Origin of the sequence: Allokutzneria sp. NRRL B-24872 (assembly GCF_002155965.1) — a bacterium.
Taxonomy (GTDB): Bacteria; Actinomycetota; Actinomycetes; order Mycobacteriales; family Pseudonocardiaceae; genus Allokutzneria.
In genome coordinates, this window is record NZ_MUMH01000080.1 from 1 (window position 1) to 25,495 (window position 25,495).

General features: G+C 70.5%; 24 protein-coding genes and 1 pseudogene. 12 read left to right on the forward strand and 13 right to left on the reverse strand.

What is annotated here, in order from left to right; genetic code table 11:
- A partial coding sequence (locus tag CCN37_RS21245; RefSeq protein ID WP_143261722.1) for a Zn-binding domain-containing protein occupies positions 1 to 347 on the forward strand: 347 nt, incomplete at its 5' end.
- On the opposite strand, the pseudogene CCN37_RS21250 reads toward CCN37_RS21245, so the two are convergent.
- From CCN37_RS21250 to ssd, 8 genes and pseudogenes are all read right to left on the reverse strand, one after another.
- Positions 344 to 929: pseudogene (locus CCN37_RS21250) on the reverse strand (bifunctional DNA primase/polymerase). The gene CCN37_RS21245 and the pseudogene CCN37_RS21250 overlap by 4 nt on opposite strands.
- Before the next feature lie 251 nt (positions 930 to 1,180).
- Entirely contained in the window at positions 1,181 to 1,504 is a 324-nt protein-coding gene (locus CCN37_RS21255; RefSeq protein WP_246843210.1) for an Rv3654c family TadE-like protein, read from the reverse strand.
- A 29-nt stretch (positions 1,505 to 1,533) separates the two neighbouring features.
- Positions 1,534 to 1,890, reverse strand: coding sequence for a TadE family type IV pilus minor pilin (locus CCN37_RS21260; RefSeq protein WP_086823837.1), 357 nt, complete (start codon positions 1,888 to 1,890; stop codon positions 1,534 to 1,536).
- Positions 1,890 to 2,093, reverse strand: coding sequence for a DUF4244 domain-containing protein (locus tag CCN37_RS21265; protein WP_256388068.1), 204 nt, complete (start codon positions 2,091 to 2,093; stop codon positions 1,890 to 1,892). Before CCN37_RS21265 ends, CCN37_RS21260 begins: the two co-directional genes overlap by 1 nt.
- A gap of 78 nt (positions 2,094 to 2,171) precedes the next feature.
- The gene (locus tag CCN37_RS40930; protein ID WP_246843211.1) at positions 2,172 to 2,789 is read right to left on the reverse strand and encodes a type II secretion system F family protein; all 618 of its coding nucleotides are present in this window, start codon (positions 2,787 to 2,789) and stop codon (positions 2,172 to 2,174) included.
- 104 nt (positions 2,790 to 2,893) lie between these two features.
- Complete coding sequence (locus CCN37_RS21275; protein WP_246843212.1) at positions 2,894 to 3,523, reverse strand: type II secretion system F family protein; 630 nt, start codon at positions 3,521 to 3,523, stop codon at positions 2,894 to 2,896.
- A 146-nt stretch (positions 3,524 to 3,669) separates the two neighbouring features.
- Complete coding sequence (locus tag CCN37_RS21280) at positions 3,670 to 4,863, reverse strand: TadA family conjugal transfer-associated ATPase (RefSeq protein ID WP_086823838.1); 1,194 nt, start codon at positions 4,861 to 4,863, stop codon at positions 3,670 to 3,672.
- Entirely contained in the window at positions 4,860 to 5,933 is a 1,074-nt protein-coding gene (gene ssd, locus CCN37_RS21285; RefSeq protein ID WP_210408138.1) for a septum site-determining protein Ssd, read from the reverse strand. Before ssd ends, CCN37_RS21280 begins: the two co-directional genes overlap by 4 nt.
- A 680-nt stretch (positions 5,934 to 6,613) precedes the next feature.
- Between ssd and CCN37_RS21290 the strand changes: the two genes are divergently transcribed.
- From CCN37_RS21290 to CCN37_RS21315, 6 genes are all read left to right on the forward strand, one after another.
- The gene (locus tag CCN37_RS21290) at positions 6,614 to 7,447 is read left to right on the forward strand and encodes an HAD family phosphatase (RefSeq protein ID WP_246843213.1); all 834 of its coding nucleotides are present in this window, start codon (positions 6,614 to 6,616) and stop codon (positions 7,445 to 7,447) included.
- A 626-nt stretch (positions 7,448 to 8,073) separates the two neighbouring features.
- Positions 8,074 to 9,900: a glycoside hydrolase family 3 protein gene (locus CCN37_RS21295; RefSeq protein WP_371504689.1), complete on the forward strand. Its 1,827-nt coding sequence runs from the start codon at positions 8,074 to 8,076 to the stop codon at positions 9,898 to 9,900.
- Between the two features lie 17 nt (positions 9,901 to 9,917).
- Positions 9,918 to 11,195 (forward strand): exo-beta-N-acetylmuramidase NamZ domain-containing protein, encoded by a 1,278-nt coding sequence (locus tag CCN37_RS21300; protein WP_086823846.1) that lies wholly within the window; start codon positions 9,918 to 9,920, stop codon positions 11,193 to 11,195.
- 9 nt (positions 11,196 to 11,204) lie between these two features.
- Positions 11,205 to 12,947 carry a serine hydrolase domain-containing protein gene (locus CCN37_RS21305; protein ID WP_086823847.1) on the forward strand — a complete coding sequence of 581 codons (1,743 nt, stop codon included), beginning with the start codon at positions 11,205 to 11,207 and terminating at the stop codon, positions 12,945 to 12,947.
- 470 nt (positions 12,948 to 13,417) lie between these two features.
- Positions 13,418 to 14,353 carry a MurR/RpiR family transcriptional regulator gene (locus CCN37_RS21310; RefSeq protein ID WP_246843214.1) on the forward strand — a complete coding sequence of 312 codons (936 nt, stop codon included), beginning with the start codon at positions 13,418 to 13,420 and terminating at the stop codon, positions 14,351 to 14,353.
- Positions 14,350 to 15,282 (forward strand): N-acetylmuramic acid 6-phosphate etherase, encoded by a 933-nt coding sequence (locus CCN37_RS21315; RefSeq protein ID WP_086823851.1) that lies wholly within the window; start codon positions 14,350 to 14,352, stop codon positions 15,280 to 15,282. Before CCN37_RS21310 ends, CCN37_RS21315 begins: the two co-directional genes overlap by 4 nt.
- 65 nt (positions 15,283 to 15,347) lie before the next feature.
- Here CCN37_RS21315 and CCN37_RS21320 read toward each other — a convergent pair whose 3' ends face one another.
- Entirely contained in the window at positions 15,348 to 16,052 is a 705-nt protein-coding gene (locus CCN37_RS21320; RefSeq protein ID WP_246843215.1) for an oxidoreductase, read from the reverse strand.
- 142 nt (positions 16,053 to 16,194) lie between these two features.
- Here CCN37_RS21320 and CCN37_RS21325 point away from each other — a divergent pair, with 142 nt between their 5' ends.
- Together CCN37_RS21325 and acs are read left to right on the forward strand one after the other, a co-directional pair.
- Entirely contained in the window at positions 16,195 to 16,797 is a 603-nt protein-coding gene (locus CCN37_RS21325) for a GNAT family N-acetyltransferase (protein WP_086823854.1), read from the forward strand.
- Positions 16,798 to 16,909: 112 nt separating this feature from the next.
- Positions 16,910 to 18,877 (forward strand): acetate--CoA ligase, encoded by a 1,968-nt coding sequence (gene acs, locus CCN37_RS21330; RefSeq protein ID WP_086823856.1) that lies wholly within the window; start codon positions 16,910 to 16,912, stop codon positions 18,875 to 18,877.
- Positions 18,878 to 18,940: 63 nt separating this feature from the next.
- On the opposite strand, the gene CCN37_RS21335 is transcribed toward acs, so the two are convergent.
- Positions 18,941 to 19,591 carry a hypothetical protein gene (locus CCN37_RS21335; protein ID WP_086823858.1) on the reverse strand — a complete coding sequence of 217 codons (651 nt, stop codon included), beginning with the start codon at positions 19,589 to 19,591 and terminating at the stop codon, positions 18,941 to 18,943.
- 64 nt (positions 19,592 to 19,655) lie between these two features.
- Positions 19,656 to 20,444, reverse strand: coding sequence for a sulfite exporter TauE/SafE family protein (locus tag CCN37_RS21340; RefSeq protein WP_086823860.1), 789 nt, complete (start codon positions 20,442 to 20,444; stop codon positions 19,656 to 19,658).
- Between the two features lie 103 nt (positions 20,445 to 20,547).
- On the opposite strand from CCN37_RS21340, the gene nhaA reads away from it, so the two are divergent.
- From nhaA to CCN37_RS21355, 3 genes are all read left to right on the forward strand, one after another.
- Positions 20,548 to 21,738: a Na+/H+ antiporter NhaA gene (nhaA, locus tag CCN37_RS21345; protein ID WP_256388067.1), complete on the forward strand. Its 1,191-nt coding sequence runs from the start codon at positions 20,548 to 20,550 to the stop codon at positions 21,736 to 21,738.
- 57 nt (positions 21,739 to 21,795) lie between these two features.
- Positions 21,796 to 22,281 (forward strand): phage holin family protein, encoded by a 486-nt coding sequence (locus CCN37_RS21350; protein WP_086823862.1) that lies wholly within the window; start codon positions 21,796 to 21,798, stop codon positions 22,279 to 22,281.
- A gap of 97 nt (positions 22,282 to 22,378) precedes the next feature.
- Positions 22,379 to 23,632: an ATP-binding protein gene (locus CCN37_RS21355; RefSeq protein WP_210408140.1), complete on the forward strand. Its 1,254-nt coding sequence runs from the start codon at positions 22,379 to 22,381 to the stop codon at positions 23,630 to 23,632.
- A 6-nt stretch (positions 23,633 to 23,638) separates the two neighbouring features.
- Here the strand turns inward: CCN37_RS21355 and CCN37_RS21360 are convergent, their stop codons facing one another.
- Entirely contained in the window at positions 23,639 to 24,823 is a 1,185-nt protein-coding gene (locus CCN37_RS21360; RefSeq protein ID WP_086823864.1) for a MarP family serine protease, read from the reverse strand.
- Positions 24,820 to 25,479, reverse strand: a complete 660-nt coding sequence (locus tag CCN37_RS21365; RefSeq protein ID WP_086823930.1) for a CoA pyrophosphatase — start codon at positions 25,477 to 25,479, stop codon at positions 24,820 to 24,822. Before CCN37_RS21365 ends, CCN37_RS21360 begins: the two co-directional genes overlap by 4 nt.
- Positions 25,480 to 25,495: the final 16 nt, after the last annotated feature.

Genomic DNA, 25,495 nt, shown 5'->3' on the forward strand with positions numbered 1-25,495 from the left:
TCGGCCTGCTACCGCTGTTTGCGACCTGCGACCGTTGGGACATCGGCGGGGTGTCCACCGCTTCGCACGCTGACACCGGGGAGGCGACGGTGTTCGTGCACGATGGGCATCCGGGGGGAGCCGGCTTTGCCGATCGCGGCCATGCCGCGATTGTCCCTTGGCTAGCAGCTACGCGGGAGGCGATCGTTTCCTGCGAGTGCCCGGCGGGGTGCCCGTCCTGCGTTCAGTCGCCAAAGTGCGGGAATGGCAACGAACCGCTGGACAAGGCGGGAGCGGTCGCCGTGCTCGATGCGGTACTCGCCGTCGTGGGGTCGAGTCGCGTCGAACGGGCGGACCGATCCCTTTAGCGCTCCGCGGTAACCAGCCGCGCAGCGTTGTCGACGACGTCGGAGCGCAGAGCCAGGGACAGAGCGTCCTGAACGATCTCCGAGCTCGGCAGGTTCCAGCCGCAGAGCTGCGGCTTGACCCGCCAGTGCGCGACGCCGTGCTGGAAAGGCGAGGGCGGGAGCGGGATGTAGCTGTCCTTGCCGTGCAGGACGATCCCCTCCTGCTGGGCCAGCTCCTCGCGGAGCGGGGCGCCGGTGTCNNATGGGGACGATGACACCGGCGGCGCGCAGCTCGATGGCGGCGCGGCGACCGAGCTCCGCGTCCACCTCGATCGCGTCGAGAACGGTGCCGGTGGCGACGAGCAGCGAGTAGGGGCGGCCGCTCCACCAGGTGGCGACCTGGTCGGGCTGGGTGCCGACGCGGTCGGCCCAGTCCTGGTGCACGGGAACGGGACCGTCGGTCTGGATGCCGTCCCGGCCCGCCCAGCCGGCGGCGGTCGGGTAGGTGCCCGGCAGGACCGGCCAGCCGCGCCAGGCGAGACCGATGGCCTCAGCGCGCAGCTCGATCCGGAATGCTCCGCGCCAGCTGTCCGACCAATCCATTTTCTGCCTCCAACAGTGCTTCTCGCTTCCAGTAAAACCAAACGGCACAACAGCCACCTTGCGTAACCCCCCGTCGACAACCGGTAGCTACGGCACGGCGAATGAGACGTGGATCGCAGGCGGAACGAACTCCCGGGACCATTCGACTGCGACGGCCGACACCCTCTCTCCGGGGGTAATGCCGATCACAGTCGATCTCTCTGCCGCTCGCCGTCGCTCACCGACCGCTCATCGCAGTCGCCACTCGTCGTTCACTCAGCCGGACCGGCCCTGGCCCGTGCGACGACCGGTACGACGAACGGCAGGGGACCGTTCGGCACCGCTCGAACCTCGACGAGGGCGTCCCATCCGTCGAGTCGACAGGAGGTCACCACGACCGCCATCCGCGCAGCGACCCGCGCCGCGGCGCCGCACGAGGCGGTGGTCCCGGCGAGCGTCTGCCCGGCCGCCGCGAGAGCCGCGAGGTCGGCCGCCGCCTCGGCCCGGTGCCGCTGGACCTGGGCCGAGCCGAGCCCGATCAGCAACACCAACACGGAGAGCAGCCCAGCGATCGCCGTTGCCGCCACGACGGTCACAGAACCGCGATCCGCACTGTCTGCGCTGCTCAGGGGCCTGGAGCTGAGTCGCCGACACCGGGTTCGAGCAAGGCGAACGCGCTCCCGCGCAGCCGCAGTCCGGGAAGCAGGTGCCCGAGTGCGGCCACCGTCACCTCGACGGAGACGCTGTCGCCCTCCCGCCGAACGGTCAGCGCGGCACCGCTCGGAGCGATCTTGCTGAACGCTTCCGCCGAGCCGCCGAGATCGCCACGGGCGAGCAGCCGGGCGACCTCGCGGGCCGCGTCGACGCACCGGATCTGGTCGGCGGCCGCCCGCAGTCCGGTCAGCGCGAGGCCGAGCACGAGCACCAGCGCGGCGACCGCGACGGCGGCCTCCACGGTCGCCGCGCCGCGGTCGCCCGGCACTAGAAAGCGACGTCGAGCGCACGCCGGACCAACCCCTCCAGTGCCGCCGTCACCGGCTCCCCGGTGACCACCGCGTAGAGGATGCCCGCCAATGCGGCGGCGGCAATGGTGACGATCGCGTATTCCGAGCTGGCCATCCCGGCGTCGGAGTCGACGAGTCCGACAAGACGGGACCTCGATGACGAAAAGCTTTTCCCTTGCACGTTCAACCGACCTCTTCCGGGGCTTCGACGAGTTCTCCATGTATTTCCTGTCCACTTCGGACATTTCGCATATCGGCGTTACCAGGTGGTCAGCAGCCCGTTCGCCAGTCCCACCACCACCGGCGCGACGCCCAAGCAGAGGAAGGCGGGCAGGAAGCACGCACCCAACGGCGCGGAGATCAGGACCGCCGCCCGCTGCGCGAGCGATTCGGCCCGTTCGGCGGCCGTGGCACGTAGCGCAACGGCCAGCTCGTGGACGAGCTGGGCGAGCGCGGCGCCCGACCGGGCCGTCCCCCGCGCTGCCCTGGCTAATCGCTTGGTCTCGGGAATCTCCGACGCCGATCGCCACGCGGCGGTGGGATCTGCGCCCAGTGCGAGCAGGTCCGCGGCCTCCACCAACGCGGCCCGCGCTCGCCCGGAAAGCCGTTCTGCGGCAACGCGCACGGATGAGGGCACCGGCATCCCCGACTTCAGGCAGGCGGCGAGCATGTCCCACGCCGCGGCCAGCACCAACGGATCGGCTTCGGGCGGCTTCGCCGGCCTGCCGAGCCACCAGCGCGCGCCGTACCAAGCCGCGACCGCCACAACAGGACTCAACAGTGCGGAGCTCGGTGCGAACGCGATGACGCAGCCACCGACGCTGAGGCCGACGACAACGGCCAACCACCGCTGACGAAGAGCAGCGTCGTGTTCCACGCGTGGCTGTCCCCTCAGGGCACGAAGCCTCGCACGGGCGCTAGGAGAACTGGGCGCGACGACCAACGCCGTCGCCAACGCGAGTGCCGCAAGAGCTTGTGCCGTCATGCGGTCACCACCCGCGAAACCAACCGCGCGCTCCACGCCACGCCCGCGCACATCAACGCGGAACCAACCACCAGCAGCACTTGGCCGAACCCGGTCCGCACGAGCACGGCGAGCGGCGCCGCCCCCATGGCCTCGCCGAGAAGCAGGCCCACCACCGGCAAGCACGCCAGCACCCCAGCCGTGGCGCGCGGGCCAGCCATGCGCGCCTCGACCTGGTGCGCGAAGCGGACCCGTTGGCTCAAGTCCCGGTGCACCGCCTCCAGCAACTCCGCCAGGGGCACGCCGTGGTTCTCCGCAGTGCTCCAGGCCTCGCCGAACTGCTTCAGGACCGGACCGCGCAGGGGGTCCTCCAGCGCGAAGTGGTCGACGGCCGCGCGCACATCACCACCGAGCCGAGCAGTGGAAGCTATGGCCTGCAAGGCTTTCTGGGCCTCAGGGTCCGCATCCGCGGCAACGTTGGCCACCGCGCTCGCGGGATGTGCGCCCGAACGCAGCTCTCCGACGATGAGTTCGAGCGCTTCCGCCAGACCGCACGCAGCGCTCCGCTGGCGGCGCTCGAACCGGTGTCGCCGCAGTTGCCGGACACCGGTCCACGCCAAGGCGGCGAACGCGATCCCCCCACCCACTCCGGCGAGCAGAACCCCGAACGCGCCAACGACCGGGACGAGAAGCGTGGCGTTCGGCCGGAACCTCGACCATCGGGAACGCGGTGGCGCCCCGAACAGCGCGGCGAGTCTGGGTCGCGCAGAAGGGTTGGGCCACAACGAGATCCCTAGCGCGAGGAGGAGAGCGGCAGCGACCACGGCGGGTTCACCTCCCTCGCCCTCAGCAGGTCGGCGAGCAGGGACTGGCCGGAGGACCACCCGCTGCCGCACTGCCAGGCGGGCACGAACCTGGCCCGCTCGTCGATGCGGGTGAGGGTGCCGATAGCCGCCAAACGACGCCGTCCGTCGGGTTCGCGCTTCATGTGCAGCACCACCTGGATCGCCGCGCTGAGCTGGCTGTGCAGGGCGTCTCGGGACAGTCCGCCGAGAGCGGCGAGTGCTTCCATGCGCGCCGGGACATCCGCCGGAGAGTTCGCGTGCACGGTGCCCGCACCGCCGTCATGGCCGGTGTTCAGCGCCGCGAGCAGCTCGCACACCTCCGCGCCGCGCACCTCTCCCACCACCAGGCGGTCGGGGCGCATGCGCAGGGCCTGCCGGACGAGCTGGCGCAGTGCGATCTCACCTGCGCCCTCGACATTGGGCGGGCGGGCCACGAGCCGCACCACGTGCGGGTGTCCCGGCCGCAGCTCCGCGGCTTCCTCGACGCTGACGATCCGCTCGTCGGCAGGAACGCAGCCGAGCATCGCGGCCAGCAGGGTCGTCTTGCCGGAACCGGTGTTGCCGACCACGAGGAAGGCCAACCGTGCCGCGACCAACGCCTTGAGCACCGCCGTCATCTCGCGGTCGAAGGTCTTGAGGCGGCGCAGGGCGTCCAGGTCGTGCGTTGCCGGGCGCAGCACGCGAAGCGACACACAGGTGCCGTCGGCGGCGATCGGTGCGAGCACGGCGTGCAACCGGACGTTGCCCCCGGCACCGCACTCGGGGAGCCAACCGTCCACATAGGGCTGCGCGTCGTCGAGCCTCCGCCCGGCCGCGAGCGCGAGCCGTTGTGCCAGTCGCCGCACGGATTCCTCGTCCGGCAGGTCGACCCGGGCCTCGCGCAGCCCTCGCCCCTGGTCCACCCAGACCTTGCCCGGTCCGGCCACCAGGACGTCCGTGGTCGCGGGGTCGCGCAGCAGTGGTTCGAGCGGCCCCGCACCAACGAATTCCTGATGCAGCAAGCGAATCGTGTGCAGCAGCGTGGCGTCGCCGATGACTCCCCCGGCCTCGGCGCGGACCGCGTCAGCGACCGCCCCCGCTGTCACCGGCCCGGTGGTGGCCGCGATCCGGTGCCGGACGCGGTCGGCCAGGTCCTCGCTCATCGCGATCCGCCCCCGCGCAACACGTCGAGCACCTGCCCCGCTGCCTCGGCGAGCGGCCCCTTGGCCTGCGCCGGGGCATGGCCGTTGTCGAGCTCGCGGTCGATGCCCGGCTCCGGGCGCATCGTCGTGAGCAGGGGCAGGGCGAGGGAGCGCCCCACGTCTTCGGCCTGCAGCCCGCCCGGAGCCGGGCCCCGGACCACGACCTGCAGCGCCGTCCCTCGGCTCAGCGCCCGCTCCGCGACACGGGAGGCCGCCGCGCAGGCGCGGACCTCGGCGGGTACGACGAGCACCGCCAGGTCGGCCAGGTCGAGCGCGGTGAGCGCGGCGTCGGGCAGGTGCCGGGGCAGGTCGCACACCACGACCCCGCCGCCACGGCGGCCCGCCGACACCACCGCCTCCACCGCTGCCGGTTCCGGACCGGTGCCGTCCCGATCGCAGGACAGCACGGTGAGGCCACCTCCCCGCACATCGGCGGTGGGCAACGCGGATCGCAGCGAGGACGGCGACATCCGGCCGCGCGTCGGGGTCAGCCCGGGCCAGCGCAGACCCTCCGTGTGCTCGGCGCCGAGCATCAGGTCCAGGCCGCCGCCGAACGGATCGCAGTCCACCAGCAGCACCTGCTCGCCCCTGCGGAGCGCGACCACCGAGACCGCGCAGGCCAGCACCGACGCCCCCGCGCCGCCTCTGCCGCCGATCACCGCGAGCACGCGGCCCGCATCCGATGCCGAGCCTTCCGCGACGTCGGCGAGCGTCGCGGTCAGCCACTCCTCGGCCTCCGGGAGGGAGAGGACCTTGTGCACTCCCAGTTCGACCGCCTGCCGCCACATCACCGGGTCGGGTTCGGTCGTCGTCAGCACCACGATGTCGGCCCGGCGCGGCAGATCCGCGGCGGCGCAGCTCCGCAGGCCGGAGTCGTCGAGCAGCACCAGCGGGGCGGTCGCCCAGTGCCGCCGCGCCGCGGCGGGATCGGGCACCCGGTGCACGTCGCAGCCCGCGGCCGCGGCCAGCCGCAGTGCCTCGTCGAGGAGTTCGGTGTCCTCCATCAACACCAGAGGTCGTGCCGTTTCCACTGTCTCCCCCTGCCGTTCGCGTCCCGCCGGTGCGGGTTCCGGTGGTCGTTCCACCGTCGCTCGGGGCCGGGTCGGGTGCCATGGGGTCTCGGCGATCTGTGGACAACGGGCGCGTTGTGGACAACTCGGCCGCACCTGGTGGTCTTCGCGGCGGAAATGTCGGTGCCGCAGGGAAGAATTGAAAGTGGGGGGCTCCCCCACGCGCGCGCGATTGACCGCGCCGAGGCGTGGAGGAGGCCGTGGATCGGGCGGTGGTGGAGCTGAGCGGATGTGCGGCGGTGGCCTGAACCGGCCAGCGGTTCGGCATCGGCGCTCGCGGTGTGAACCCCGGGTGAAACCGTTCTGCGGCACCGAGCTTCGGCTTCGGCGGTGCACGCGGCGACGCGAGCCGGTCACGCACAACGTTGGCGTAGAACGTTTCAAGGACGTGAGAAGCGTTCTGAAGACCGGTCGAAAACGGGTCCGGACATGGGACGACCCCCGCCAGGGGGGAGGGACGGGGGTCGTCATAGGTTCAGTCCCGGGGGGTCGGACTGAACCCGTCCGGCACAGCCGGACGTGACTACTGTATCCCCCCGCAACCAGAAGTTGCCTCTCGTCCGTTCGAGCGACAGGTGACGATTCGGCACCGGTGCCGCAACGAGACCTATGCTGAGCCCGTGATCGTTCCTGGTGAGAGCGTGCGAAAGACGGAAAAGACCCGGGTCGCGGCGTTCTTCGACCTCGACAAGACCGTCATCGCCAAATCGAGCACGCTGGCCTTCAGCAGGCCCTTCTTCCAGGAGGGGTTGATCAACCGGCGCGCGGTGCTGAAGAGCGCCTACGCCCAGTTCATGTTCATGCTCGCCGGGGCGGACGCGGACCAGACCGAGCGCATGCGCGAGCACCTGACCTCGCTCTGCACCGGTTGGGACGTCGAACAGGTGCGCGCGATCGTGGACGAGACGCTGCACGACATCGTCAACCCACTGGTCTACTCCGAGGCCGCCGAGCTCATCGCCGACCACAAGACCGAGGGCCACGATGTGATCGTCGTCTCTGCCTCCGGCGCGGAGATCGTCCAGCCGATCGCGGAGATGGTCGGCGCCACCCGCAGCGTCGGCACCCGGATGGTCTCGGCCGAGGGCCGCTACACCGGCGAGGTCGACTTCTACTGCTACGGCGAGAACAAGGTCGTCGCGGCGCGGGAGCTGGCCGAGGCGGGCGGCTACGACCTGGCCGACTGCTACGCCTACTCCGACTCCATCACCGACCTGCCGCTGCTGGAGGCGGTCGGCCACCCCACGGCGGTGAACCCGGACCGGTCGCTGCGCAAGGTCGCCTCGCAGCGGGGGTGGCCGGTGCTCACCTTCTCCGACCCGGTCTCGCTCCGCTCGCGCATCCCGAGCCCTTCCGGCACGGCGGTCGCGGCGGCAGCGGTGGGACTCGGTGTCATGGCGGCGGCGGGAGTCGCTTTCTACGGCCTCCGCCGACACCAGCGACGGGCCAAAGGGCAAGAGGAACAGGGCGACTGAACCTGTTAGGGCTAGCGGGTTCCAGCCGAAGGCGCAGCCCTACTGACGGGTTGCCCCGGGGCGTGTCGACCTTGCTGAAACGGTGCACCCGTCCGTGCCCTTGCTGTGACGCCAATCACGGACTACAAAGGGAAGTGCGGACCGGCAGAGGCCAGGGGCGATACGAAGAGAAGTACCGCTCACCCCCTGTCGCTCCGTGCGAGGAGATTGGGAACCCACGCGCAGCACGCCGCGGGAGGCATGTCGTCGAAGGACTGCGTATCAGGACGCTGGACGCCGAGTCCTCACCAGGTACGACACGAGATGCACGCTTGGTACCCCGATCCTCCTCGCTGATGGGGCGGCGCCCTCGACGAAAGTCGACGGGCGCCGTCCCCTTTTTCCGTGCCACCCTTCGGCCCCTGCCACACAGGGTGGGCACCCCGATACCGTTCGTGAAAGCCTGCAGCCACTGCGCCAGATGAACCAGTGCTGGGATCGGATTGTTCGGCAAGCGGGTGACCAGGGCACATGAGTTCGTTGCAGCCCCGTCACGCGCGTTGACCCCCACCATTCCCGTGGGTAACTTGCCGTGCTTACCGGGTATCCAGTTGAGAATTGCCCGCCAGCGACGTCGGGAGGCTCCGTTGCGTCACGTCAAGTCCATCCCCCGCAGGCAGGTCGCGGTGCTGCTGTCAGCAGCCATCGCCGCCGCCGCGGTGGGCGCCCCTGCGGCCACGGCCCAGGACGCTCCCGCGCAGAACGCGGAGGCGGCGACCATGAACGCGGCGGCGAGCACGCTCCGCGGCATGACGCTGGAGCAAAAGGTCGGCCAGCTCTTCGTGGCCAACGTCTACGGCAAGACGGCCGACACCCCGCACCCGAAGAACCGCGAGGAGTTCGGCGTCGACACGGCCGCCGAGGTCGTCAAGCGCTACCACCTCGGCGGCGTCATCTACTTCGCGTGGACCGACAGCTTCCACAACGCCCGCCAGGTCGCCGAGCTCTCCAACGGCCTGCAGCGCGCGGCGGTGAGCTCCGGGAACCTGCCGCTGCTGGTCAGCACCGACCAGGAGCAGGGCGTGGTGACGCGGTTCGGTCCGCCCGCCACCCAGTTCCCCGGCAGCATGGCGCTCGGCGCGTCGCGGTCCACCGAGGACGCCAGGAAGGCCGCCGAGATCACCGGCCAGGAGCTGCGCGCGGTCGGCATCAACCAGGACTTCGCGCCGGACGCGGACGTGAACGTGAACCCGGCGAACCCGGTGATCGGCGTGCGGTCGTTCTCCTCCGACCCCAAGCTCGTCTCCGACATGGTCGCCGCGCAGGTCAGGGGCTACCAGGGCGGCCTGCCGACGCAGGGCGTCTCCGCCAACGTCAAGCACTTCCCCGGCCACGGCGACACCGACGTGGACAGCCACTACGGCCTCCCGGTCATCAACCACACCCCCGAGCAGTGGGCGCAGTTGGACGCGCCGCCGTTCCGCGCGGCCATCGCCAAGGGCGTGGACTCGATCATGACCGCGCACATCGTGGTACCGAAGCTGGACGACTCCGGCGAGCCGTCGACGTTGTCCCCCAAGGTGATCACCGGGATGCTGCGCGGCGAGCTCGGCTTCCGCGGCGTGGTCTACACCGACTCGCTGCGGATGGAGGGCGCGCGCAAGAAGCACCCGGACGCCCGGCTGCCGGTGCTGGCGCTGAAGGCGGGCGTCGACGTCCTGCTGATGCCGCAGTACCTGGAGCTGGCGATCAACAGCGTGATCGACGCGGTGCGCACCGGTGAGCTGACCGAGCGGCGCATCGACGAGAGCGTGCTGCGCGTCCTGATGATGAAGCTCAAGCGCGGCATCCTCACCAAGCCGTTCGTCGACCCGGCCGCCGCGGAGAAGCTCGTCGGCAACAAGCGCAACCAGGCCGTGGCGCAGAAGGTCACCGACAACACCGTGACCGCGATCCGCAACGACGACAAGGTGCTGCCGATGCGCGCCAAGCCCGGCAAGGTCCTCGTGACCGGCTGGAGCGACGCCGCTGCCACGTGGGGCACCCCGAGCACGCAGACGCTCGCGAAGCAGTTCAACGCACGCGGTGTCGCGACGACCGCGTTGACCACGGGACTCAGGCCGACGCCGCAGGCGATCGAGTCGGCCGTGGCCGCCGCCGGGCAGAACGACGCCGTGGTCGTGCTGACCAACCGCGCGTCGAAGGAGCCCTTGCAGCGCCAGCTGCTGGAGAAGCTCGCGGCCACCGGCAAGCCGGTCATCGCCGTCGCGGTGCGCGATCCGTACGACGCCGCGCACGTGGACGCCGTGAAGACGTGGCTGAACACCTACTCCTTCAGCGCGGGCTCGATGGAGTCCGTCGCCAAGGTCGTGCTGGGCGAGCTGTCCCCCAAGGGCAAGCTCCCGGTGAGCGTGCCCAGCGCGAGCGACCCGACCGTTGTCCGGTTCCCGTTCGGCCACGGCCTGACCTGGTAAGCGGAGGAATGTCCACAATGGATGGTCTGAACAGGCGGAGGTTCCTCGCCGCCGGTGCTCTTGCCGCGCCCGCGATCGGCCTCGGCGCCGGTACCGCGGCGGCCCAGCCGGAAGCGGAGGCCTTCGGGCGCCGCGTGCTCACCGGTGCCGACGTGCTCGCCGCGAGCGGCTGGAAGGCGTTGGCGGGCAAGAAGGTCGGCATCGTCACCAACCCGACCGGCATGCTCTCGGACATGCGGCACGTCGTCGACGCCATGGCCGACAGCAAGAAGGTCAACGTCGTCGGCATCTACGGCCCGGAGCACGGTTTCCGCGGCACCGCGCAGGCCGGTGGCTCCGAGGGCGAGTTCGACGACCCGCGCACCGGGCTGCGGGTGTACGACGCCTACGGCATCAACGCGACGAAGCTCGCCGAGCTGTACAAGAAGGCCGGCGTGGACACCGTGGTGTTCGACATCGGCGACGCGGGTGTGCGGTTCTACACCTACATCTGGATGCTCTACACGGCCATGCACGCCGCGGTGCTCGCAGGCAACCTGCCGGTCATCGTGCTCGACAGGCCCAATCCCATCGGTGGGCAGGCGTTCGGGCCGCAGTTGGACCCGAAGCACGCCTCGGGTGTCGGTCGCAAGCCGATCGCACTGCGGCACGGCATGACCATGGGCGAGCTGGCGCGGCTGTACAACGACACGTTCCTGCCGCAGGAGACCGGCTCCAAGCTCGCCAAGCTCGACGTGATCGAGGTGCGCGGCTGGCGCAGGGACACGCAGTTCGCCGACACGGGACTGCTGTGGGTCCCGCCGAGCCCCAACGTGCCGACGCCGGACACCGTGCTCGCCTACCCCGGCACCTGCCTGTTCGAGGGCACGCTGTGGTCGGAGGGCCGGGGCACCACGCGGCCGTTCGAGATCATCGGTGCGCCCAAGGTGGACTGGAAGTGGGCCGAGGCGCTCAACGGCTACCGCATGCCGGGCGTGCTCTTCCGCGAGACGTACTTCCAGCCGACCTTCAACAAGCACGTCGGCGTGAACTGCGGCGGCGTGCAGCTGATGATCACCGATCGGCACCGCTTCGAGCCGATCCGGGCCGGGGTGGCGATGCTGGTGGAGGCCAAGCGCCTCTACCCGACGCTGTTCGCGTGGCGCACCGACAACTTCATCGCGAAGCTGTGGGGCACCGACCGGCTCAAGGACATGGTGGAGCGCGGCGCGGGCGTCGACGAGATCGTCGGCTCCTACCGGGCCGAGGAAGCCGAGTTCCGCAAGCACCGCGCCAAGTACCTGATCTACCGGTGATGAGGTGACATGCGTTCCCCTGCACTGACTTGTGCGGCACTGCTGACGGGTCTCGCCGTGCTCGGCGGGACCGCGTCGGCGGCGCCGGAGACATCGGCCTTCGGCGGAGCCGGGCGGTTCGACCGCCCGCACTCCGACTTCGCGCCGCAGTGGACGAAACTGCGCGACGGCAGCCCGGAGCAGGTCGGCCTCGACCGCGCTCCGATCGACGCCGCGTGGAACCAACTGCGGTCGTGGACGGAGAAGCAGGGCACGACGAACCCGCTCTACGCGGGCGCGGTCGGCGTGCTGGTGCACGACGGCGTCGTCGTCAGCAAGGGCTCCCTGGGCCACGCGCTGCGCTACGCCGACGACAAGGGCACCGAGCTGCCGAAGGACGAGTGGGTGCCGATGGGCGCCGACACGATCTTCGACATGGCCTCGATCTCCAAGCTGTTCACCACGGTCGCGGTGATGCAGCAGGTGGAACGCGGCAAGATCGACCTCGACCGCACGGTCGCCAGCTACCTGCCCGCCTACGCCGCCAACGGCAAGGAGGGCATCAAGGTCCGGCAGCTGCTCACCCACACCACGGGCATGCAGCCGTTCATCCCGCTGTGGCGGGACTGGCCGGACAAGGCCTCGCGGATCAGGGCGACGCTGGAGTCCAAGCTCCAGCAGCCGCCGAACACCGCCTACATCTACTCGGACCTCAACCTGATCACCCTCGCGGTGCTGGCCGAGCAGGTGGCGGGCGCGCCGCTGGACACCTTGGTGCGCAAGGGCGTCACCGATCCGCTCGGCATGGTCGACACCGGCTACAACCCGCCGAAGGAGAAGCTGCACCGCGTGGCGGCCACGGAGTTCGCCGTGACTCCCCCGCGCGGCATGGTCCGCGGTGAGGTGCACGACGAGAACGCGTGGTCGCTCGGCGGCGTCGCCGGGCACGCGGGCGTCTTCTCCACCGCCAAGGACATGGCCGTGTTCGGGCAGATGGTGCTCAACGGCGGCAGCTACGGCGGCAAGCGCGTCCTGAAGTCGAACACGCTGCGCGAGATGATGGTCAACTACATCCCGCAGTTCGCGCCGAACCAGCGCGGGCTGGGCTTCGAGATGAACCAGCACTGGTACATGGACGGGCTCTCAGGGCAGCGCACGGTGGGGCACACCGGGTTCACCGGCACCTCACTGGTGATCGACCCGACCTCGCGCTCGGTCGCGGTGCTCCTGACCAACCGCGTGCACCCGACGCGCAACTGGGGCTCGAACAACCCGGCGCGGCGGGCGTTCGCCAGGGGGCTCGCGCAGGCGATGTCCGTGCGGCCTGCGCAGGGCCAGGACGCCTGGTACTCCGGGGCTCCTGACGCGCGCAACGCCACGCTGACCACGCCCGCGCTGTCCGGGGCGAAGGTCGCCACGTTCGACGCGTTCGTGGACACCGAGCCGAAGCTGGACCAGCTGACCGTCGAGGCCAGCTCGGACGGCGGCGCCACGTGGAAGGCCGTGCCGCTGCGGGTCAGCGGTCGCGGCGCTCCGGACGGGGCGCAGGAGTCGCTCAGCGGCAGCGGGCACCGCTCGTGGTGGAGCGTCCGGGCGGAGCTGCCGGAGGCGAAGGACCTCGCGCTGCGGTGGCGCTACAGCACGGACGCACAGGCGTCCGGGCGCGGCGTGCACCTCGACGGCATCCGCGTCTGGGGCTCCGGCGGGCTCGTGCTCGACGGCGAGCGGCAGCCGCAGCGCCTGACCGCCGACGGGTGGCAGCCCAGGCGCTAGATCACCCATGTGACCACGAAGCCCCACCTCCACCAGCGCGGGAGGTGGGGCTTCGCCGTGTTTGTCCGGTGTTCGGTGACGCCTTCGTCACATCCGTCCGGAGGTCGCTCCGGACGCGGTGTAACGATTCGGCCTCGCGCACAGCGCGGACAGATGAACGTTCTACGGATTCTCGGAGTGCTGAACCGATCGGGAACAAACGTTGTCAGCAGCGAATCCGGCCATGAGAGGGCTCTCATCCGCCGCCGCGCGCACCGCCCCTACCAGCCGGTTACCTGGCCGCCAGGAAGTTGAACGTGCTACAACCTGTCGTCCGAATGAACGACATCGGAAAGCACTTTGCGTATCCAGATCGGGGCAAGTTCTTCATCAACAGCCCCGCTCAGCTGAGTTATGGTGACGAAGCAGCCTCCAAGACAAGCACGTCGCCTGGGGTTGATCCGCAACCTACTTGTTAGTAAGTTTCCGACATGGCCTCAGAGAACGGCGTAGCTATGGACACCGGCGAAGCAAGCCCCCTCGTTCGGATCCGTTCACTGTTCCCGGGTCTCGCCCGTGCGGAGCAGCGGGTCGCCCAGGTCGTGCTCGCGGACCCGGCCACGGTGGCGCACCGGAGCATCACCGAGGTGGCGGAGCAGGCAGGTACCAGTGAAACGACGGTCACCCGCTTCTGCAAGGCAATCGGCGTAGGCGGTTACCCAGATCTCCGCATCGCGCTCGCCGCCGACACCGCCAGGACCGCCGCGCGCGCCGAACGCGACGTGGGCAGCGACATCGGCCCCGGCGACGACCTGCGCGCCGTGGTGAACAAGGTCGCCTTCTCCGACGCCCGCGCGGTCGAGGAGACGGCCGACCAGATCGACGTCACCGAGCTGGAGCGCGTCGTCGAGGCGATGGCCATCGCTCGCCGGGTCGACGTCTACGGCGTCGGCGCGAGCGCCTTCGTCGCCATGGACCTCCAGCAGAAGCTGCACCGCATCGGCCGCACCTCCTTCGCGTGGAGCGACACGCACATCGCGCTGACCTCAGCCGCCGTGCTCACCGAGGGCGACGTCGCGGTCGGCATCACCCACAGCGGCGCCACCGCGGACACCGTCGAGGCGCTGCGGGTCGCGCGCAGCCGCGGCGCGATCACCGTGGCGCTGACCAACTTCCCGCGCTCGCCGGTCACCGAGGTCGCCGACTACGTGCTGACCACCGCCGCGCGCGAGACCACGTTCCGCTCCGGCGCCACCGCGAGCCGGATCGCCCAGTTGACCGTGATCGACTGCCTGTTCGTCGGTATCGCCCAGCGGCACCACGACTCGGCGACCGCGGCCCTGGAGGCCACCTACGAAGCGGTGAGCGGTCACCGCCTCGGACCGCGGCCGGACGGCCGCCGCCGCAACCGGGAGTCAGGAAAATGACCGTGCCAAGCCCTCGCCCGGCCGTCCAGGTCAACGCGCCGACCGAGCGCCGCAACCCGCGCACGATGGACATCGACCTGCTGCCGACGCAGGAGATCCTGCGCCTGATCAACAACGAGGACCGCACGGTCCCCGACGCCGTGGCGGCCACGCTGCCGCAGCTCGCGCGCGCCGTTGACTTCGCCGTCGCCGCGCTGCGCGGCGGGGGCAAGGTGCACTACGTCGGCGCGGGCACCTCCGGTCGCCTCGCCACGCTGGACGCCGCCGAGCTGTCGCCGACGTTCAACGCGCCGGACGACTGGTTCCTCGCGCACCACGCGGGCGGGACCGCCGCGCTGATCAAGGCCGTCGAGAACGCCGAGGACGACGACGAGGCGGGCGCGCGGGTCATCCGCGAGCACGCCGTCGCGGGCGACTTCGTGCTGGGTCTGGCCGCTTCCGGGCGCACGCCGTTCGTGCTCGGCGCGCTGGCCGAGGCGAAGCGCATCGGCGCGCACACCGGCTTCGTCTCCTCCAACCCGGCGACCGCGTCGCTGGCGGAGGTGGACGTGGTGGTGGCGCTGGAAACCGGTCCCGAAGCGATCGCGGGCTCCACCAGGATGAAGGCGGGCACCGCGCAGAAGCTGGTGCTGACGTCCTTCTCCAGCGCCGTGATGATCAAGCTCGGCCGCACGTACTCCAACCTGATGGTCAGCATGCGCGCGACCAACGCGAAGCTGCGCGGGCGCAACGTGACGATCCTGCGCGAGGCCACCGGGCTCGGCGAGCAGGAGTGCTCCGACGCCCTGCAGGCCGCCGACGGTGACGTGAAGGTCGCGCTGGTCTGCCTTCTGTCCGGTGTGGACAGCGCGCAGGCTGCGCTGGCGCTCGGCGAGACCGACGGGCACGTGCGCGACGCCCTGGTGACGCTGGGCGCGGCGACCCGCTAGGACCCTCTGTTGTGGAGCTGCCCCCGGACTCTCTCCCGGGGGCAGCTCACTTTTCCGTTGTCGTGTCAGGCTTCGAGCGCGGCGTCGGCGATGCTCTTGCCCTCGCGGGCACCGGCTTCCATTGAGGCGCAACAGAAGCGCACCCACTCACCGACGCCGTCCGGCTCTCCGGAAGCGAACGCCGCCGCGGCCCTTCGGTACTCATCCGGCTTGCGCATCCACCCCACCTCCGGCACCGCGAGCCCCTTCGGGTCGAGGCCGGTGGCGATGGCGGTCAGCCGGGCAGCCGCGCGCGCGACGACCCCGTCCGCCGTGCCGAAGGCGTCCAGCGCGAGCAGCTCCCCGTGCACCACGGAGACCAGCACCGGGCCGGGGACCTCGGTGGCACCGGCGACGAGCTGCGCGAGGAGGTCGAGCCGCGTGGAGGTCCCGGGATCGCCCTTGGGGCGGCCGAGCGCGTCGGACTGGGCGATCGGCACCAGGTCCGCCGCGGCGAGCACGTGCAACCGGGCGAGGGCCTGCATCGGCGCGCGCTGCCAGGTGGTGAGCAGTAAGCCGACGGACTCGGCGACGCGCAGGGAACCGGCGAGCACGGGATCGCTCACCTCTCCCCCGGCGGGGATCTCCGCGCTGCCGCCGTCGAGGACCGCCGAAGCCCGCGCGGCACGCACCGACGCCTCGGCGGCGGTGGTCGGCCAGCCCTTGCGGTTGGCCGGGTGCCGGTGCAGCTCGTCGATCGCCTCCCTGGCGGACTTCACGGCCTCGGACACCCGAGGCAGATCGAGTAGCGGACGCAGTGGGTCAGCGACCAAGGCACTCACAAGACGGGGACGTTACCGGCGGCAGTGGCCTAGCGCGATCGTCGCGATGTGGACGTTCCCCCATCGGTGACTTGATACCTACCTTCGGGTTGTGACTGTTGACAGCAGGTGGTGGGAGCAGTCGGTCCTGATCGGCCGCCACGTCCGGCTCGAACCGCTGACCCAGGAGCACGCCGAAGGGCTGCACGCGGCGGGCAAGGACCCCGAGGTCTGGCGCTGGCTGAGCTGGCGCCAGCCGATCGAGCTCGACGACACGCGGCGGATCATCGACGTCGGCATCGCCGACCGGGAACGCGGATTCCGGCTGCCGTGGGCGCAGATCGACCAGCGCACCGGCGAGGTGGCCGGGACGACCTCCTACTACGAGATCACCCCCGAGCACCGGGGCATCGCGATCGGCTACACCTGGATCGGCGCGCCGTGGCAGCGCACCGCGCTCAACACCGAGGCCAAGCTGCTGTTGCTGGCAAGGGCGTTCGAGGTGCTGGGCGCCAACCGGGTCACCTGGCACACCGACATCAACAACCTCCGCTCGCAGCGGGCCATCGCGCGGCTCGGCGCGGTGCGCGAGGGCGTCCACCGGGCCCATCGAATCCGCCCGGACGGCTCCTTGCGGGACACCGTGACCTTCTCGATGATCTTGGAGGAGTGGCCGGAGGCGAGGGAGCGGTTGACCGCGCGCCTCACGAGCTGACAACGAAGTGGTCTGGACCACATGGGCTCGGCTGTTTTCGTGAGCTGGATCGCACTACGGTCGAACGTGAACGTGAATGCGAAACGCCCACTCCTCCTGGAGGTCCGCCCCCATGACCCCACCGAGCGGCAACGCCCTGGACAACCTGCTCTCCGAGAGCCGCACGTTCCCGCCCAGCGCGGAGTTCGCCGAGCGGGCCAACGCCGGGACGGAGCTGGCTGAGCGGGCCGCCGCCGACCGGGAGGGCTTCTGGGCGGAGCAGGCCAGACGGCTGAGCTGGAGCTCGGAGTGGGACCAGGTGCTGGACTGGTCGGACGCGCCGTTCGCGAAGTGGTTCGTCGGCGGCACGCTCAACGTGGCCCACAACTGCGTCGACCGGCACGTGGAGGACGGGCACGGGGACCAGGTCGCGATCCACTGGGAGGGCGAGCCCGGTGACTCCCGCACCATCACCTACGCCGACCTCAAGGACGAGGTGAGCAAGGCCGCCAACGCGCTGGCCTCGCTCGGCCTGGTCGCAGGCGACCGCGTGGCGATCTACATGCCGATGGTGCCCGAGGCGATCTACTCGATGCTCGCGTGCGCGCGGCTCGGCCTGACCCACAGCGTGGTCTTCGCCGGGTTCTCCTCGGAGGCGCTGCGCTCGCGCATCGACGACGCCGAGGCCAAGCTGGTGATCACCACCGACGGGCAGTTCCGCCGGGGCAAGCCCGCGCCGCTGAAGACCGCGGTCGACGAGGCCGTCGCGCAGACGCCGAGCATCCAGAACGTGTTGGTGGTCAAGCGGACCGACACCGACGTGGAGTGGACCGAGGGCCGCGACCTCTGGTGGCACGACCTGGTCGACGGGCAGTCCACCGAGCACGCGCCGGAGTCCTTCGACGCCGAGCACCCGCTGTTCATCCTCTACACCTCGGGGACGACGGGGAAGCCGAAGGGCATCCTGCACACCTCGGGCGGCTACCTGACCCAGGCGGCCTACACCCACCACTACGTCTTCGACCACAAGGCGGGCGAGGACGTCTACTGGTGCACCGCCGACATCGGCTGGGTCACCGGGCACTCCTACATCGTCTACGGGCCGCTGGCCAACCGCGCGACCCAGGTCGTCTACGAGGGCACCCCGAACACGCCGAACGAGGCGCGCCACTGGGAGATCGTGCAGAAGTACAAGGTCTCCATCTACTACACGGCGCCGACGCTGATCCGCACGTTCATGAAGTGGGGCGCGGACATCCCGGCCAAGCACGACCTGTCCTCGCTGCGGGTGCTCGGCAGCGTCGGCGAGCCGATCAACCCCGAGGCGTGGATGTGGTACCGCGAGCACGTCGGCGGCAACCGCTGCCCCATCGTGGACACGTGGTGGCAGACCGAGACCGGCGCCATCATGATCGCGCCGCTGCCCGGGGTCACCGAGTGCAAGCCGGGCTCGGCGATGGGCCCGCTGCCCGGCATCGGCGCGAAGGTCGTCGACGAGCTGGGCGAGGCCGTCGGCAAGGGCGGTGGCGGCTACCTCGTGCTCGACCAGCCGTGGCCGGCGATGCTGCGCGGCATCTGGGGCGACGAGCAGCGCTTCCGCGACACCTACTGGGCACGCTTCGAGGAGCAGGGCTTCTACTTCGCCGGTGACGGCGCGAAGTACGACAACGACGGCGCGGTCTGGCTGCTCGGCCGGGTGGACGACGTGATGAACGTGTCCGGGCACCGCATCTCCACCACCGAGGTCGAGTCGGCGCTGGTCTCGCACGCCAAGGTCGCCGAGGCGGCCGTGGTCGGCGCGACCGATCCGACCACCGGCCAGGGCATCGTGGCGTTCGTGATCCTGCGCGGCGGCGTCGAGCAGGGCGAGGGCATCGTGAAGGAGCTGCGCGACCACGTCGCCAAGGAGATCGGCCCGATCGCCAAGCCCAGGCAGATCATGGTCGTCCCCGAGCTGCCCAAGACCCGCTCCGGCAAGATCATGCGGCGACTGCTGCGCGATGTCGCGGAGAACCGCCAGGTCGGTGACGTCACCACGCTGGCCGACTCGACCGTGATGGACCTGATCAGCTCCGGTTTGAACAAGAGCTCCGAGGACTAGCACCGTGTAGTCCTTTGTGGACAGACGGGGCCCTCCGGTGTTCTGGAGGGCCCCGTTTCCTTGTCAGCGGCGGGGAAGGTGCGCGCGGAAGTGCTCCTGCACCTCGTCGGCGACACCGCCCGCGCCGAGCTCACCGTCCACTGTGATCACTCGAAATCCGCACAGTCGCGCGGATCGCGCCGCGTCCCCGGCGAGCAGGCGGTCCCGCGCAACGCGGTTCTCCTGTGCCAGAACGGGATCGCTCACCTCGACGGCGAGGTGACCGATCGCGAGACTGCGCGCCCTGTCCAGCTCGCGCAGCTGGCGCTGGCGGAACTCCTCGGACGGCACCAGGAACACCGCCTGGTCCGGCGCGGTCACCCGGGTCGCGACCAGCTCCGGCCGCAGGCCCCACCCCTCGGCGATCAGCGGCCGCGTCGTGGACAGCGCGCGCAGGTCGTCCAGCACCATCTCGAAGCGCTCGGCGAAACCGCGCAGGCAGTCCGCCGCCATCCGCTGCGGTGACCGGTGCACCCACTGCTCGTCGGGACTGTCGTTGACGGCCGCGTTCCGGTGCGGGTAGCGGATCGCGTTGGCCATCGCCCGGTCGAAGTGACCCCGGGCGTCGTGGAAGTCGTAGTGGTAGGCGGTCAGTCCGAAGCGTTCGGCGAGTATCCGGGAGACGGTGGTCTTTCCAGCCCACTGTCCCCCACCAATCCACAGCACGGTCCCCATGGCTCGAAAGTGTGCGAGAGAGAAAGCCCAAGAACAAGCCTTGTTCTTTTCGGAGCTGAATGGTTTATTTATTGTGTGGCCGCTTGAAGAACGAGCGCACATCTCCCCAAATCGCCCCAATACCCACTGCTAGCAGCAAGAACGCCAGCAGGACGTCGGACAGGGCGTGGTCCATGAACACGGCGAACTGACTGACCACCAGCGTTGCAAGCACTCCGGCCGCCCCCACCAAGAGGGAATCCTTCAGGCAACCGTTTCCTTTTTTCGAATTCTGGTAGCCGCCGAGCGCTGACGTCGGTAGAATCACCAGAAGCGAGGTTCCCTTCGCCGGGGCCGCCGGGAGCGAGAATCCCAGTTGCATGATCGGTACCAGCACGGTTCCCCCACCGATCCCGGTCAGCCCCGACAGCAGCCCCACCGCGATCCCGACCGGCAGCAGCAGTGCCAGGGTCCCCGGCCCGTGGCTGACCGCACCGCCGACCTCGCCGGGTGCGAGCCACAGCCGCACGGCCGTGCCCACGGCGATCACCGCGTAGAGCCAGCGCAGAGCCGCGAGCGGAGCCCGGCTGAGCAGGGCCGAGCCGAGCCAGGCTCCGATCAGCGAACCGATGCCGAGCGGGAGCGCCACCACGAGGTCCACCTGGCGGTGCAGCGCGTACCCGATCGCCCCGGCGACGGCGAGCGGGCCGACCGCGGTCAACGACGTCGCGACCGCCTCCCGCTGGTCACGACCGCACCAGGCGACCAGCGCGGGAACGATCACCACGCCCCCGCCGACGCCGAAGAGCCCGGACAGCGTGCCCGCCGCGGCTCCGATGGTGGCCAGTCGGCGGCGTTCGGAGCTGGGTGTCACAGTTCGACCCTAGGTGTCCGGCGCGCCGTTAAGATTGCGCACAGGTGTGCCGGGAAGTCTGGTCGGCGAGCGATGCGCCGTCCCCAGACCGAGGAGCACGATCTTGTCGCGAGCCCGCCGAGCCGCCGCCGTCCTGCCCGACCTGGCCAGGTACCTCCGCACCGAGACCGTCGGCGGCATGGTCCTGCTCGGTGCCACCGCCGTCGCGCTGATCTGGGCGAACTCCCCGCTCGCGGAGTCCTACCAGTGGCTGCGGGATCTCCGGCTCGGTCCGGCCGCGCTGCACCTCGACCTCACCGTGGGCGAATGGGCGAAGGACGGCCTGCTGGCGCTGTTCTTCTTCGTCGCGGGCCTGGAGCTCAAGCGCGAGCTCGTCGTCGGAGAGCTGTCCAACCGCAAGGCCGCCACGCTGCCGGTGATCGCCGCGCTCGGCGGGATGGTGGTGCCCGCGGGCATCGCGCTCGCGGTGAGCTGGGGCGCCCCCGGCTCCGGCCAGGCGTGGGCGATCCCGGTCGCGACCGACATCGCCTTCGCGCTCGGCGTGCTGGCGATCACCGGCTCCGGCCTGCCCAGCAGCGCGCGGATCTTCCTGCTCAGCCTGGCCGTCGTCGACGACCTCGGCGCCATCCTGGTGATCGCGGTGCTGTTCACCAGCGGCTTCGACCTGCTGGCCATCGGCGCCGCGGTCGTGCTGCTCGCGCTGTACTGGTTCCTCCAGCGGCGCCGCGTGACCTCGTCGTGGATCTACGTGCCGCTCGCGGTCGCGGTGTGGGTCGCGGTGCACTCCTCCGGCGTGCACGCCACCATCGCCGGGGTCGCGCTCGGCCTGCTGACCCGGGTGAAGAAGGACCGGTACGAGCCCGAATCGCCCGCCGTCCGCCTGGAGCACCGCCTCCAGCCGTGGTCCGCCGGGCTGGCCGTTCCGGTGTTCGCGCTGTTCGCCGCCGGGGTCCCGGTCGGCGCCTCCGCGTTGTCCGCGCTGACCACCGACCGGATCGCGCTCGCGGTGATCGTCGGGCTGGTGGTCGGCAAACTGGTCGGGATCTTCGGCTTCTCGCTGCTGTCCGTGCGCTTCGGCCTGGCAAGCAAACCCGACGACCTGGCGTGGCGGGACATGGCCGCCGTCTCGATGCTCGGCGGCGTCGGTTTCACCGTGAGCCTGCTGATCGCCGAACTCGCGCTGCCGAAGGAGATCGCCGAGCTGGCGAAGGCTGCCGTGCTGGTCGCGTCGGCCGCCGCGGCCCTGCTCGCCGCGGTGATGCTGATCAAGAGGAGCCGGGCGCGCAGCTCGTGACATGCCGGGGCGAGGAGCCGACACGCCGGTGTCCGTGGCGCATGGCACGATGACCGCGTGACCAGCGCCCAGCACAAAGGCAACGGCAGCGGAGCCGAGCTGCCGCCCGTCGCGTCCATCCCGCTGACCGACGACAGCGCCAGCACCGCGGCCGAGCAGTCCATCGGCGGGCTCGTCCGCGAGGCGACCACGCACCTCTCCACCCTGATCAGGGCCGAGCTGGAACTCGCCAAGCTCGAGCTCAAGGGTGAGGTGCGCAAGGGCCTCAAGGGCAGCGTGTACTTCGTCCTCGCGCTCGCCGTGCTGGGTTTCAGCATGTTCTTCCTGTTCTTCTTCCTCGGCGAGCTGCTGTCGGTGTGGCTGTACCGCTGGGCGGCCTTCGGCATCGTGTTCCTGCTGATGCTGGGCGCGGCCGGGCTGTTCGGCTTCCTGGGCTACCGCAAGGTGCGCAAGATCCGCGCGCCGGAGCGGACCATCCGCACGATGCGCGAGAACGCCTCGATCGGCAGGCGCTCCCACGAGGACGAGCCCGCTCAGTACTGAGCCCGACCGTCCAGGTGACCACGAACCCTCCGTCCAAGTGACCACGAAGTCAGCGGCCAGATGACCGTTGATCTTGAATTTGGGGCACAATCGCCTGGTGAGCACGTTGCCGAGCCTTGTGCCCCGTCACGCCGAATCCCTGGTGACCGAAGCGCTGCTGGACACCAGGGTGGTGCTCGTCAACGGAGCGCGCCAGGTCGGCAAGAGCACGCTGACCAGGCTTGCCGCCGGGCAGCGGCCCACGAGCGTGGTGCGGCTGCTGGACGACCCCGCGACCTCGCGCGCCGCGAAGGACGACCCCACCGGGTTCGTCGAGCACGACGCGCTCATGGTCATCGATGAGATCCAGCTCGCGCCGGAACTGCTCCAGCCGATCAAGGTCGTCGTCGACCTCGACCCGACACCGGGCCGCTACCTGCTGACCGGGTCCTCGCGCATCCTGGCGCTGCGCACCCTGCCGGACGCTTTGCCGGGCCGGATGGAGATCATCGAACTCTGGCCCTTCTCCCAGGGCGAGCTGTCCGGCCAGCCGGACCGGTTCGTGGACGCGGCTTTCCGGCACGGTCACCAGTTGGAGCGCTCGTCGGACCTGCGCCGACGCGACTACCTCGATCGCCTCGTCGCCGGGGGCTACCCCGAAGCCACCCGCAGGGCCCCCAGGCGCCGAGCCGCCTTCTTCGACGCGTACCTGTCGACACTGATCGAACGGGACGTCCTGGAGCTGGCGAGCATCGAGCGCCTCGGTGAACTGCTCAAGCTCCTCGCGCTCCTGGCAGGTCGTGCCGGGAGCCTTCTGGTGCCCGGCACGCTCGCCAACCAGTCCGGAATCCCCAGAACGACGCTCGTGCGCTACCTGGAGCTGTTGTCCTCGGTGTTCCTGATCAAGAGCATTCCCGCGTGGTCCTCAGGGCAGACGCACCGCGCGGTGGGCACACCCAAGCTGGCGTTCGTGGACACCGGCGTCGCCTGCCACCTCATCGGCCAGGACGCCGCGCGGCTCGGTGAGCCCGGGGGCGCGGTCGGGCCGATGATGGAGAACTTCGTCGTCATGGAGCTCGCTCGGCAGCTGACCTGGTCGGAGGAGCGCGGCAGGCTCTACCACTACCGGACCAAGGACAAGGTCGAGGTCGACGCGGTCATCGAGACCCCGGACGGCAGGGTCATCGGCGTCGAGGTGAAGTCCGGCGCCACCGTGCGCACAGAGGACCTCACCGGGCTGCGCAACCTCGCGAATCAGCTCGGCGACCGGTTCGTCGCCGGATACGTGCTCTACACGGGCCAGCAGACCCTGTCGTTCGGCGAGAAGATCCGCGCGATGCCGCTGGACGCGCTGTGGTGCCTCGCGCCCTGATCGACCTCAGGTCGTGCAGGTTCCGGTCGAGACGCGGCTGAACAGCCTCGGGGCCGAGGCCAGCTCGTCGGCGACCTCCTTGGCGGTCAGCACGAAACCGGTCTCGTGGTCGTCGACGGCGGCGCCGAAGACCACGCCGAGGACGCGTCCGCTGGGATCGATGAGCGGGCCGCCGGAGTTCCCGCTGCGGACCTTCGCCCGGATCGTGTAAACGTCGCGGACCACGGTCTTGGCCTCGTAGATGTCGGGGCCGCGCAGGTTGATGCGGTCGCGGACCCTGGCGGCGGACGGGGTGTACGGGCCGTCGAGCGGGTAGCCGACGACGACGCCGTCCTCGCCGGGCTTGGCGTCGGCGGCGGCCCACGGCAGCACGGGAGCCTTGAGGTCGGGCACGTTCAGGATCGCGATGTCGGTCTGCGGGTCGTAGAGCACGACGGTGGCGTCGAAGTCACCGCGACCGACCTCGATGGTGACCTTGTCGGTACCCGCGACCACGTGCGCGTTGGTCATCACGCGCTGCGGGGCGATGACGAAACCCGTGCCCTCCAACGCCCGCGAGCACGAAGAGGCCCGGCCGCGCACCTTGAGCACGCTGGCGCGCACGCGCTGGACGACGGGATCGGTCTGCAGCGCGAGGTCCGGCGGCCCGACCTCGGCGCGCGGGGTGGAGGAGAACGGGTCGAGCGCGGCGGGGAAGCCGGAGGAGTCGAGCAGCTGGCGCAGTGAACCGGGCAGGCTCTGCGCGGCGGGCGGCATGACGTCGTCGACGACGCCGAGCACGGTGGAGCGCTTGACGGCGGAGGACAGCGCGGGCAGACCGGCTGCGGAGGTCAGGGGCACCGCGAGCAGCCACGCGACGACGAACACCACCGCGCTCATGGTGACCGCGCCGAGGGTGTTGTCCACGACGGTGAGCTTGGTGGCGTTGAGCTTTTCCTTGATCGGCCTGCCGACCCAGACGCCGAGCATCTCGCCGAGGGCGATCATCAGCACCACCAGCGCGACGCCGATGGCCACGCGGGTGCTCACATCGGCGAAGTTGGCCACCAGCAGCGGCGCCAGCCACAGACCGAGCATCGCGCCGGCGAGCACGCCCGCGACCGAGCACAGCGACACCACCATGCCCTGCCGGGCGCCGGAAACGGCGGCGAGCACGGCGAGCAGGACAATCAGCAGGTCGACCCAGTTCACGTCTGCTCCTTCGCGCTCGCGGGCAGCTCGGGCTCCGAGACCGCCAGCCAGGCCTCGTCGAGGTCGCGGACGTCCTTGCGGTTCCACGGCCGTTCCCAGCCGCCGAGTTCGAGGACGCCCGACAGCAGCAGGGCGGTGAAGCCCCACACCAGCATCCCCGGAACCAGGAAACCGGGTCCTCGGTAGCCCCGGTAGGCGACCGTGCAGCGGTTGGCGGGGTCGGCGAGGTGGGCCAGCGGGACCCGCGCGACGGCAGCGGTCTCGTTGGCGTCGACCGCGATGACGGGGCTCGGTTCCACCCAGTGCGCGAGCACCGGGCTGACCAGGAAACCGGTCGGCGTCAGGTACAGCTCGGGCAGCAGCGCCACCGGGCGCACGCCCCTCGGCAGCACGCCGGTCTCCTCGGTCGCCTCGCGGAGCGCGGCCGCGACCGGACCGTCGTCCTCGGGGTCGATCGTGCCGCCGGGGAACGCGACCTGGCCCGCGTGCGAGTTCAGCGTGTCGGCGCGGCGCAGCAGCAGCACGTCGGGCCCGTCCTCGCCCTCGCCGAGCAGGATCAGCACGGCGGCGGGCCGCCCCGATCCGTCGGCGGGCGGCTTCACCCGCTGGAAGCGCTTCTTCTCCATGGTGGCCACGGAGTGCAGCAGTGGCCGCATCCACTCCGGCACGTCG